This window comes from Streptomyces sp. NPDC052109 (assembly GCF_040680195.1).
Taxonomy (GTDB): domain Bacteria; phylum Actinomycetota; class Actinomycetes; order Streptomycetales; family Streptomycetaceae; genus Streptomyces.
Window position 1 is genome coordinate 924,290 of record NZ_JBFAWF010000001.1, and the last position, 12,020, is coordinate 936,309.

The window sequence follows — 12,020 nt, forward strand, 5'->3', positions numbered from 1 at the left end:
GGGGAACCCCAGACCCCGCTGTCACCGCGGCCGCCCCGCACCCCACCCGACCCCGGCCCGGCTCCGCCGCCGTACCCACGCGCCCATGACCCGAACTCCCTTAGCAATCAAGGACGCCATGAGCCAGCAGCACTCTGCCGCACCGGCCCCCCACTCCGCCGTGGCCACCGTCGCCGACCGCCGCCGCGACTGGTGGCGGGACGCGGTCATCTACCAGGTCTATCCGCGCAGCTTCGCCGACAGCAACGGCGACGGCATGGGCGACCTGGAGGGCGTACGCTCCCGCCTGCCGCATCTGCGCGACCTCGGCGTCGACGCCGTGTGGCTCAGCCCCTTCTACGCCTCCCCGCAGGCCGACGCCGGCTACGACGTCGCCGACTACCGCGCCGTCGACCCGATGTTCGGCAACCTGCTGGACGCCGACGCGCTGATCCGCGACGCGCACGCCCACGGCCTGCGCATCATCGTGGACCTGGTGCCCAACCACTCCTCCGACCAGCACGAGTGGTTCAAGCGCGCCCTCGCCGAGGGCCCCGGCTCCCCGCTCCGGGAGCGCTACCACTTCCGCCCCGGCAAGGGAAAGAACGGCGAACTCCCGCCCAACGACTGGGAGTCCATCTTCGGCGGCCCGGCGTGGACCCGTGTCACCGAGCCCGACGGCACGCCCGGCGAGTGGTACCTGCACCTCTTCGCCCCCGAGCAGCCCGACTTCAACTGGGAACACCCGGCCGTCGGCGACGAGTTCCGCTCCATCCTGCGCTTCTGGCTGGACATGGGCGTGGACGGCTTCCGCATCGACGTGGCCCACGGCCTGGTGAAGGCCGACGGCCTGCCCGACCTCGGCTCGCACGACCAGCTCAAGCTGCTGGGCAACGATGTCATGCCGTTCTTCGACCAGGACGGCGTGCACGAGATCTACCGGCAGTGGCGCCGGATCCTCGACGAATACGCCGGTGAGCGGATCTTCGTCGCCGAGGCCTGGACCCCCACCGTCGAGCGCACCGCGAACTACGTCCGTCCGGACGAGCTCCACCAGGCCTTCAACTTCCAGTACCTGGCGACCGACTGGGACGCCGGGGAACTCCGTGCGGTCATCGACCGCACCCTGGAGGCCATGCGCCCCGTCGGCGCCCCCGCCACCTGGGTGCTGTCCAACCACGACGTCACCCGGCACGCCACCCGCTTCGCCAACCCGCCCGGCCTCGGCACCCAGATCCGCACGGCCGGCGACCGCGCCCTCGGCCTGCGCAGGGCGAGGGCGGCCACGCTCCTGATGCTGGCGCTGCCCGGCTCGGCGTACATCTACCAGGGCGAGGAACTGGGTCTGCCGGACGTCGTCGACCTGCCCGACGAGGTGCGCCAGGACCCGGCGTACTTCCGCGGCGCGGGCCAGGACGGCTTCCGGGACGGCTGCCGCGTCCCGATCCCGTGGACCCGCGAGGGCTCCTCGTACGGCTTCGGCAGCGGCGGCAGCTGGCTCCCGCAGCCGGCGAGCTGGGGCGAGCTGAGCGTCGAGGCGCAGACCGGGGTCCCCGGCTCCACCCTGGAGCTGTACCGAACCGCCCTGCGGATCCGCCGCTCGCACCCCGATCTCGGCGCGGGCGAGGCGGTGGAGTGGCTGCGGGCGCCCGAGGGCGTGCTGGTCCTCCGGCGCGGCGAGTTCGTCTGCGTCGCGAACACCACGGAGGAGCCCGTGACGACCCCGGCGTACGGCCGCGTCCTGCTCGCCAGCGAGGACGTCACCGAGGCGCCCGCCGGAACGAAGGTACCCGCCGACACCACGGTGTGGTTCACGACGGCCTGACGGCCCGTCGAGAAGTTCTTGCATCAACTTCACAACGGCCCGCTGCCTTTCCGGCAGCGGGCCTTTAACATCTGCGTCACCGCAAGTTTGCTGAAACCTTGCAGCAAGCGTCCTCAGCGGACTCCCCGAGCCTTCAACGTCGAAGGAACCCCCACATGGCACGCAGAACCCTCTCGGGGGCGGTCGCCCTCGCGGCCGCCATCCTTGTCATGACCCCATCCACCGCAGACGCCTCCCCGCCCGGCACCAAGGACGTCACCGCCGTCCTCTTCGAGTGGAACTACGCCTCGGTGGCCCGGGAGTGCACCACCACCCTGGGCCCCGCCGGTTACGGCTACGTCCAGGTCTCCCCGCCCGCCGAGCACATACAGGGCTCGCAGTGGTGGACCTCGTACCAGCCGGTGTCGTACAAGATCGCGGGCCGCCTCGGCGACCGCACCGCCTTCAAGAACATGATCGACACCTGTCACGCGGCCGGCCTGAAGGTCGTCGTCGACACGGTCATCAACCACATGTCGGCGGGCAGCGGCACCGGCACCGGCGGCTCGACGTACAGCAAGTACGACTATCCGGGCCTGTACTCGTATCCCGACTTCGACGACTGCACCTCGCAGGTCACCGACTACCAGGACCGCTGGAACGTCCAGCACTGCGAACTCGTCGGCCTGGCGGACCTGGACACCGGCGAGGAGTACGTCCGCAAGACCATCGCCGGCTACATGAACGACCTGCTCTCCCTGGGGGCCGACGGCTTCCGCATCGACGCGGCCAAGCACATCCCGGCCGAGGACCTGGCCAACATCAAGAGCCGCCTGACCAACCCTTCCGTCTACTGGAAGCAGGAGGTCATCTACGGAGCCAACGAGGCCGTCCAGCCCTCCGAGTACACGGGCAACGGAGACGTCCAGGAGTTCCGCTACGCCTACGACCTCAAGCGCGTCTTCAACAACGAGAAGCTCGCCTACCTGAACAACTTCGGCGAGGGCTGGGGCTATCTGAGCAGCTCGGTCGCCGGCGTCTTCGTCGACAACCACGACACCGAGCGCAACGGCAGCACGCTCAACTACAAGGACGGCGCCAACTACACCCTGGCCAACGTCTTCATGCTCGCCTGGCCCTACGGCGCCCCGGACATCAACTCCGGATACGAATGGTCCGACGCGGACGCGGGCCCGCCCAACAACGGCCAGGTCAACGCCTGCTGGCAGGACGGCTGGAAGTGCCAGCACGCCTGGCCGGAGATCATCCGCATGGTCGCCTTCCGCAACGCGACCCGCGGCCAGGCGGTCTCGAACTGGTGGGACGACGGCAACAACTGGATCGCCTTCGGCCGGGGCAGCAAGGGGTACGTGGCGATCAACCACGAGTCCTCGTCGCAGACCCGGACCTACCAGACCTCCCTGCCGGCCGGCACGTACTGCAACGTGCAGAACAACACGACGGTGGCGGTGAACTCCGGCGGGCAGTTCACCGCGACCCTGGGCGCCGACACGGCACTGGCGATCTACGCGGGCAAGAGCACCTGCTGAGCTGCTTCCAGGTGTCGCTCGTCGTGCAGCCGGGACGAACTGCCCGCAGTGTAGGAGCGGTTCGTCCCGGACTCCCGGCGGGCACGTCCGGATTGGCGCTGAAACTTCTTGCCACGAGTTTCAAGACTCTTGCTGTAAGCCTTTCGTCGGCGATACGGTCGCGCGGGGTCGGACCCAATCGAGCCGCATTCGCTAGGAGTTACCGCCTGTGATACCGAGAGCGAGACGGGCCGCGGCCATCACCGCCGCAGCCCTCGCCGCCGCACTGATCCAGCCACTGGCGGCCCACGCCGCCACCCCGCCCGCGCCCCCCTCGGACGCGGCCCTCGCCGCCGAGCCCGCCCGGCACGACGACACGCGCGAGCAGTTCTACTTCGTCATGCCGGACCGTTTCGCCAACGGCGACACGTCCAACGACAAGGGCGGCCTGACCGGCTCCCGCCTCAGCACCGGCTACGACCCCACCGACAAGGGTTTCTACCAGGGCGGTGACCTCAAGGGCCTGACGAAGAAGCTGGACTACATCAAGGGCCTGGGCACCACCGCCATCTGGATGGCCCCGATCTTCAAGAACAGGCCCGTGCAGGGGACGGGGAGCAACGCCTCCGCCGGCTACCACGGCTACTGGATCACCGACTTCACCCAGGTCGACCCGCACTTCGGCACCAACCAGGACCTCAAGACCCTCATCTCCAAGGCGCACGCCAAAGGCATGAAGGTCTTCTTCGACGTCATCACCAACCACACCGCCGACGTCGTGGACTACAAGGAGAAGTCCTCCGACTACCTCTCCAAGGGCGCCTTCCCCTACCTGACCAAGGACGGCCGTCCCTTCGACGACGCCGACTACGCGGCCGGCACGAAGGGGTTCCCGTCCGTCTCCGGCGCCTCCTTCCCGTACACCCCGCAGGTCACGAGCCGGAGCAAGGTGCCGGCCTGGCTCAACGACCCGACGATGTACCACAACCGGGGCGACTCGACGTTCGCCGGCGAGTCCGCGACCTACGGCGACTTCTCCGGTCTGGACGACCTGTGGACCGAGCGGCCCGAGGTCGTGCACGGCATGGAGAAGATCTACGAGCGGTGGGTGAAGGACTTCGCCGTCGACGGCTTCCGGATCGACACCGTCAAGAACGTGAACATGGAGTTCTGGACCCAGTGGGCGACCGCGCTCGACGCGTACGCGGCCGCGCACGGGCGGAAGAACTTCTTCATGTTCGGCGAGACCTACTCCGCCGACACCTCCGTCACCTCGCCGTACGTCACCCAGGGCCGCCTCGACGCCACCCTCGACTTCCCGTTCCAGGACGCGGCCCGTTCGTACGCCTCCCAGGGCGCGAGCGCGCAGAAGCTCGCGAGCGTCTTCGGTGACGACTACAAGTACACGACCGACAAGGCCAACGCGTACGAGCAGGTCACCTTCCTCGGCAACCACGACATGGGCCGCATCGGGTACTTCCTGAAGCAGGACAACCCGAAGGCCGGCGACGCCGAGATCCTGAAGAAGGACGAGCTCGCCAACGAGGTGATGTTCCTCAGCCGCGGCAACCCGGTCGTCTACTACGGCGACGAGCAGGGCTTCACCGGCTCCGGCGGCGACAAGGACGCCCGCCAGACCATGTTCGCCTCCAAGGTCGCCGACTACCTCGACGACGACGAGATCGGCACCGACCGCACCCACGCGAGCGACTCCTACGACACGAGCGCCCCGCTCTACCGCCGGATCGCCGCGCTGTCCGAGCTCCGCAAGGCCAACCCGGCCCTCACCGACGGGGTCCAGACCGAGCGCTACGCGGCCGACGGTGCCGGCGTCTACGCCTTCACCCGCACGGACGCGAAGACCGGGCAGGAATACGTCGTCGCCCTGAACAACGCGGGCGAGGCCAGGACGGCCACCTTCGCGACCGGCTCGGCGGGAAGGTCGTACCGGGGCATCTACGGAGCCACCGACTCCGTGAAGAGCGACGGCGACCGCAAGGTCACCGTCACCGTCCCGGCCGAGTCCGCCGTCGTCTACAAGGCGGCCGGCACCCTTGCCGAGCCCGCCGCCGAACCGACGATCACCCTGAAGGCACCGGCCGCCGGAGCCACCGGGACCGTGGACGTCACCGCCGATGTCGACGGCGGTCAGCTCAACCGGGTCGTCTTCGCCGCCCAGGTCGGAAACGCCAAGTGGCAGGTGCTCGGCTCCGCCGACCACGCCCCGTACGAGGTCACCCAGACCCTCGGCAAGGACGTACCGGCCGGCACCGCGCTGCGCTACAAGGCCGTCGTGATCGACTCCGCCCGGCACACCGCGAGCGCCACGGCGAGCAGCGCCTCCGGCACCCCGCCCGCGCCCGAGGCCCCCACCGCCTCCTCCCGCGACTACGCGATCGTCCACTACAAGCGCACCGACGGCGACTACGACAACTGGGGCCTGTACGCCTGGGGCGACATTGCCGACGGCGAGGCCACGAACTGGCCCGCCAGCCACCCCTTCGCCGGCCGGGACGCCTGGGGCGCCTTCGCCTACGTCAAGCTCAAGCCGGGCGCCTCGAACGTCGGCTTCCTGGTCATCGACAAGAACGGGAACAAGGACGTCTCCGCCGACCGGAGCATCGACGTCACCAGGACGGGTGAGGTCTGGGTCGAGCAGGGCAAGGCCGACGTACTGACCCAGAAGCCCGACTACCCGGCGCAGGACCGGACCAAGGCGGTCATCCACTACCACCGCACCGACGGGAACTACGACGGCTGGGGCCTGCACGTCTGGACGGGTGCCGCGAACCCCACCGACTGGTCGAACCCGCTCAAGCCGGTGAAGACTGACGCCTATGGCGCGGTCTTCGAGGTGCCGCTCACCGAGGGTGCCACCAGCCTCAGCTACATCATCCACAAGGGCGACGAGAAGGACCTGGCCGCCGACCAGTCGCTGGACCTCAAGGCGGCCGGCTACGAGGTGTGGCTGTTGAACGGCCAGGAGAAGTACCTGCTGCCGCAGCCGGCGGGCAGCGCGGCCGCCCTCGACCTGACCACGTCCAAGGCGATCTGGATCGACCGGGACACCGTCGCCTGGAACGGCGTCGACGGCGCCGCCTCCACTCAGCTGGTGTACTCCTCGGACGGCTCGATCGCCGTCAAGGACGGGACGCTGACCAGCGACGACGAGCGCTGGATCCGGCTCGAGAAGACCGCGCTGACCGACGCCCAGAAGGCGAAGTTCCCGTACCTGAGGGACTACGCCGCCTGGTCGGTGGACCCGCGCGACCGGGGCCGGGTGCGCGAGGCCCTCAAGGGCCAGCTGGTCGCCTCGCAGCGCGCCGCCAACGGGGCCGTGCAGGCCGCGACCGGTGTGCAGATCGCGGGCGTGCTGGACGACCTGTACCCGGGTGCGACCAGGGCGCAGCTCGGGCCGGTGTTCCACGGCGGAAGGCCCACCCTGTCCGTCTGGGCGCCGACCGCCCAGGACGTCTCGCTGGACCTGGACGGCTCGACGAGGGCCATGCACCGCGACGACACCACCGGCGTCTGGTCCGTCACCGGCCCGGCGTCCTGGAAGGGCAAGCCCTACCGGTACGTGGTGAAGGTGTGGGCGCCCAGCGTCCGCAAGTTGGTCACCAACGAGGTCACCGACCCCTACTCGGTCGCCCTCACGGCGAACTCCGAGCGCAGCCTCGTCGTCGACCTGAACGACAGGGCCCTGGCCCCGAGCGGCTGGTCGGCCCTGCACAAGCCCAAGGCCGTACCGCTGAGGGACGCGCAGATCCAGGAACTTCACATCCGGGACTTCTCGGTCGCCGACCCGACCGTCCCGGCGAAGGACCAGGGCACCTACCTGGCCTTCACCGACAAGAACAGCGACGGCTCCCGGCACCTGCGCGCGCTGGCGAAGTCCGGGACCTCGTACGTGCACCTGCTGCCCGCTTTCGACTTCGCCACCGTCCCCGAGAAGAAGGCCGACCAGGCGAGCACCGACTGCGACCTGGCCTCGTACGCGGCCGACTCCGACCGGCAGCAGGAGTGCGTGGCGAAGATCGCCGCGATGGACGCCTACAACTGGGGCTACGACCCGTACCACTTCACGGTTCCCGAGGGCTCGTACGCCACCGACCCGGACGGCACGGCCCGTACGGTCCAGTTCCGCAAGATGGTCCAGGCACTGAACCAGGACGGCCTCAGGGTCGTCATGGACGTCGTCTACAACCACACGGCGGCGAGCGGCCAGGCCGACACCAGCGTGCTGGACAAGATCGTGCCCGGCTACTACCAGCGGCTGCTCGCGGACGGTTCGGTGGCCAACAGCACCTGCTGCTCCAACACCGCACCCGAGAACGCGATGATGGGCAAGCTGGTCGTGGACTCGATCGTCACCTGGGCGAAGGAGTACAAGGTCGACGGGTTCCGCTTCGACCTCATGGGCCACCACCCGAAGGCCAACATCCTCGCGGTCAGGAAGGCCCTCGACGCGCTGACCCCCGAGAAGGACGGCGTCGACGGCAAGAAGATCATCCTGTACGGAGAGGGCTGGAACTTCGGCGAGGTCGCGAACGACGCCCGCTTCGTCCAGGCGACGCAGGCGAACATGGCGGGCACCGGCATCGCCACCTTCTCCGACCGCGCCCGGGACGCGGTGCGCGGCGGCAGCCCCTTCGACTCCGACCCCGGCATCCAGGGCTTCGCGTCCGGGCTGTACACCGACCCCAACGGGTCCGCCGCCAACGGCTCGAAGGAAGTGCAGAAGGCCCGCCTCCTGCACTACCAGGACCTGATCAAGGTGGGCCTGACCGGAAACCTCGCGAAGTACCGCTTCACGGACACCGACGGCAAGGACGTCACGGGAGCCGAGGTCGACTACAACGGCTCGCCCGCCGGCTACGCGGCCGCACCCGGCGACGCCCTCGCCTATGTGGACGCGCACGACAACGAGTCGCTGTTCGACGCCCTGACCTACAAGCTCCCGAAGGACACCTCCGCGTCCGACCGGGCCCGGATGCAGGTGCTGGCGATGGCCATGGCCGGCCTCTCCCAGGGGCCGGCCCTGTCCCAGGCGGGCACCGACCTGCTGCGCTCGAAGTCGCTGGACCGCAACTCCTTCGACAGCGGGGACTGGTTCAACGCCATCCACTGGAACTGCGCCGACGGCAACGGCTTCGGACGCGGACTGCCCATGGCGGCCGACAACCAGTCCAAGTGGGACTACGCCCGGCCGCTGCTCACGAGCGTGAAGGTCGGGTGCCCGCAGATCACCGGTGCCTCCGCCGCCTACCAGGACCTGCTGAGGATCCGTACGACCGAGAAGGCGTTCTCCCTCGGCACGGCCGCGCAGGTGCAGGACGAGCTGTCCTTCCCGCTGTCCGGCGTGGACGAGACCCCGGGTGTGATCACGATGAGGCTCGGCGACCTGGTCGTCGTCTTCAACGCCACGCCGGAGCGGCAGGAGCAGAAGGTCGCCGCCCTGGCGGGGACGCCGTACCGGCTGCACCCGGTGCAGGCGAAGGGCGCCGACCCGGTGGTGAAGACCTCCTCCTATGCGGCCGACTCGGGCACGTTCGGCGTCCCGGGACGGACGGTGGCGGTGTTCAGCCGGGCGGCGAAGTAGGGTCGGGGCCGTTGCCGTAGAACAGGAGTGCGCCATGCCGCAGATCACCGTCGACTACTCCGACACCATGGAGAACGCCTTCGACCGCGAGGGCTTCGCGCGGGCACTGCACGAGGCGACCGTGGAGATCGCGGCGGCGAAGCCGGAGGCATGCAAGACGCAGTTCCGGTCGAGCACGCACACGGCGTACGGGTACGAGGACCCGGGGGTGCGTGGGCACGCCATCGTGCACGTGACCATCGGGCTCCTCGCCGGCCGCAGCGACGAGACCAAGGCGAGGCTGGCGGACAGGGCGCTGGAGCTCCTGCGCGGGCATGTGGCGGACGTGGCGTTCCCGCTGCTGCACGCCTCCGCCGAGGTCCGCGACCTCGATGCGTCGTACCGGAAGTTCGACCGGTGACGGTCCAGGCCTAGGAACCCAGGGCGATCAGCCGGCCGACGAGCTCCGCGAAGGGGCCGTCGGCCGGCTCGTCCTTGACCATGCTCTTCAGCAGCGTCGCCATGTCCTCGTCGTAGGCGGCGCTGACGGCGGCCAGGGCGGCGAAGTCGTGCACCAGCTGGACCTCCAGCTCGGCGCGCGGGATGCGCCGGCCGTCCAGCCAGATCAGCGCCGTGGACTCGGCGAGGGAGATCCAGGAGCGGACGACCAGCTCCAGGCGCGGGGGCGTGTCCGTGACGCCGAGGTGGGACACGATCTGTTCGTACGCGGCCTGGCGCACGGAGTCGATGAGTGCGTTGGTGGCCGAAGAGCCTACGGCCGGGCCGCCCCGCATCAGTGCCGAGAAGCCCGGCCCGTGTTCGTCCACGAAGTCGAAGAAGCGGCCCATCACCCGCAGCAGCCGGGCGCCGAGCGGGCCCTCGTGCGGCTCGGCGAAGCGGCTCGCGAGATCCTCCGAGGCGCGCTTCAACGCGGCCTCGTAGAGGCTGAGTTTGCCGGGGAAGTAGTGGTACACGAGGGGCCGTGAGATGCCCGCCGCCGTCGCTATCTCGTCGATGGAGACGTCGTCCGGCGAGCGTCGGCTGAACAGGTCGAGGGCGACGCCGATCAGCTGCTGCCGCCGCTCCTCGACGCCCATCCTGCGGCGAACCCCGGTACTCATGCGCCCACCTTACCGATCGGATCCGGCCGCAGGCGGTCACATGTCGAGCACCAAACGATCGCTCCGGGCGCGCGAGACGCAGATCAGCATCGAGTCGGCGCGCTCGTCGTCCGTCAGCAGCTCGTCCCGGTGGTCGATCTCCCCCTCCAGTACCCGCTGTTGACAGGTCCCGCAGAACCCCTGCTCACAGGAGTACGCGGTGTCCGGCAGTTCCCGGCGTACGGCCGCCAGCACGGTGGAGTCGGCCGGCACGGTCAACGTTCGGCCGCTGCGCCTCAGTTCGACCTCGAACTCCGTGTTGCCGACGGCGTCGGTGCGCGGGGCGAACCGTTCGAGGCGGACGTCAGGGAAGCGTGCCGCGACGGCCGTCATGAGTCCCTCGGGCCCGCAGCAGTAGACGGCAGTCCCCTCGCTCACCTCGAGAGCGTCGAGGTCCGGCCTTCCTTCCACGACGGTCACCCTCCCCGGGGCCCGGCCTCGCTCGCCCGGGGGGACCCCCATGCGGCCCAGCTCCTCGACCTCCTCCAGGAACGGCATCGAAGCCCTGTCGCGCCCCGCGTACAGCAACCGCCACTCGGCGTTCTCCGGAAGGGCCCGCACCATCGCCAGCAGCGGGGTGATCCCGATCCCTCCGGCGACGAAGACGTACGACGGCGCCTCGATCAGCGGGAAGCGGTTCCGAGGTCCCCGCGCCTGAAGTTGCATGCCCTCCGTCACCCGCTCGTGCACCTCGCGCGAGCCGCCCCGTCCGTTCTCGGCCAGCCGGGCCGCGATGGTGTACGAGGAGGTGTCCTCGGGGTCGCCGCACAGCGAGTACTGCCGCACGAGTCCTGACGGCAGGACGAGGTCGAGATGCGCACCGGGCTCCCAGCGCGGCAAGTCGCGCCCCTCCAGGCGGAGCCGGACAACACCCTCGGCCACGGTCTCGTGCGAGGTCACCGACAGCCGCAGGGCCCGTGAGCGCGGTCGGCCCGAGGTGGGCTCCTCCAGCGCGGGCATCGGCCACAGCGGTGAGACCTTGATACGGCGGCGCAGGGCCCGCCGGGCCAGCAGGGCGGCGCCCGCGACGAGCGCGAGGTTGCGCGGCTTCGGCATCAGGCGGCCCTCTTCTCCGCCGCCGTGGCCGCGGGGGAGGAGGCCAGGTAGGCGACGGCCTGCTCGGTGTCGCCCTCCAGCGAGGGGTGGTAGCCGCGGCTCAGATAGCGGGGGATGGACCTGAGCATGTCCCCGGTCCCGGGGAGCAGGCCCCGCCTGCCGCGGACGTAGAAGTCCTTGAAGGAGGCCCTGCCGTCGATGAGTGTCGGGTCGTTCTCCATGAAGAACCGCGCCCCGCGCTGCCACAGGAACACCAGCGCCGAGAAGGCCGTGGCCCAGGTCCGTACACGCCGGCGATAGCTGCCGTCGACGTGCATGAACAGCTCGAAGGCGACGGAGCGGTGCTCGACCTCCTCCGCGCCGTGCCAGCGCAGCAGGTCCAGCATGGTCGGGTCGGCGCCGCGCCGGTCGAGCTCCGCGGCGTTGAGCACCCAGTTGCCGAGGAACGCGGTGTAGTGCTCGATGGCCGCGATGAGCGCGACCCGCTCCATCAGCCACCACCGGCGCGGCCTGCCCGGCGGCAGCGTCCGGTCGCCGAGCAGCTTCTCGAAGAACCAGTCGACCTGCGCGGTGTACGGCGTCGGGTCGAGCCCCTGCTCGCGCAGGTGCGGCAGCACCTCGTCGTGGGCCTGGGAGTGCATCGCCTCCTGGCCGATGAACCCGATGACGTCCTCGCGGAGCCGCTCGTCGCGAACGTACGGCAGCACCTGCTTGTAGACGTGCACGAACCACCGCTCGCCGGCGGGCAGCAGCAGGTGCAGCACGTTGATGGTGTGCGTGGTGAACGGATCCCCCGGCACCCAGTGCAACGGTGTGCCGTCCCAGGAGAAGGACACCTTGCGCGCCGTGAGGGGCACCCGGGCATGCGTGTTAGACATGGCGTCAATGTACTGACGGGTAGGCGGGCTGGG

The 12,020-nt window shown here is 69.7% G+C and carries 7 protein-coding genes; 4 read left to right on the forward strand and 3 right to left on the reverse strand.

The window, feature by feature from the left end; translation table 11 throughout:
• Nucleotides 1-118 precede the first annotated feature (118 nt).
• The 4 genes from AB0L59_RS04215 (at nt 119) to AB0L59_RS04230 (ending at nt 9,314) form a co-directional block, all read left to right on the forward strand.
• The gene (locus AB0L59_RS04215) at nt 119-1,804 is read left to right on the forward strand and encodes a glycoside hydrolase family 13 protein (RefSeq protein WP_365578970.1); all 1,686 of its coding nucleotides are present in this window, start codon (nt 119-121) and stop codon (nt 1,802-1,804) included.
• A 155-nt stretch (nt 1,805-1,959) separates the two neighbouring features.
• Entirely contained in the window at nt 1,960-3,333 is a 1,374-nt protein-coding gene (locus AB0L59_RS04220) for an alpha-amylase family protein (protein ID WP_365578972.1), read from the forward strand.
• Nucleotides 3,334-3,541: 208 nt separating this feature from the next.
• Nucleotides 3,542-8,914, forward strand: a complete 5,373-nt coding sequence (gene pulA, locus AB0L59_RS04225) for a pullulanase-type alpha-1,6-glucosidase (RefSeq protein WP_365578974.1) — start codon at nt 3,542-3,544, stop codon at nt 8,912-8,914.
• A gap of 34 nt (nt 8,915-8,948) precedes the next feature.
• The gene (locus AB0L59_RS04230; protein ID WP_365578976.1) at nt 8,949-9,314 is read left to right on the forward strand and encodes an isomerase; all 366 of its coding nucleotides are present in this window, start codon (nt 8,949-8,951) and stop codon (nt 9,312-9,314) included.
• A 10-nt stretch (nt 9,315-9,324) separates the two neighbouring features.
• Here the strand turns inward: AB0L59_RS04230 and AB0L59_RS04235 are convergent, their stop codons facing one another.
• The 3 genes from AB0L59_RS04235 to AB0L59_RS04245 are packed head-to-tail and all read right to left on the reverse strand — an operon-like array spanning nt 9,325 to nt 11,987.
• Nucleotides 9,325-10,014, reverse strand: coding sequence for a TetR/AcrR family transcriptional regulator (locus AB0L59_RS04235; RefSeq protein ID WP_365578978.1), 690 nt, complete (start codon nt 10,012-10,014; stop codon nt 9,325-9,327).
• 36 nt (nt 10,015-10,050) lie between these two features.
• A complete protein-coding gene (locus AB0L59_RS04240) occupies nt 10,051-11,109 on the reverse strand; it encodes a PDR/VanB family oxidoreductase (protein ID WP_365578980.1) in 1,059 nt (352 codons plus the stop codon).
• Nucleotides 11,109-11,987 (reverse strand): metal-dependent hydrolase, encoded by an 879-nt coding sequence (locus AB0L59_RS04245; protein ID WP_365578982.1) that lies wholly within the window; start codon nt 11,985-11,987, stop codon nt 11,109-11,111. The genes AB0L59_RS04240 and AB0L59_RS04245 overlap by 1 nt, the downstream gene beginning before the upstream one ends.
• Nucleotides 11,988-12,020 lie beyond the last annotated feature (33 nt).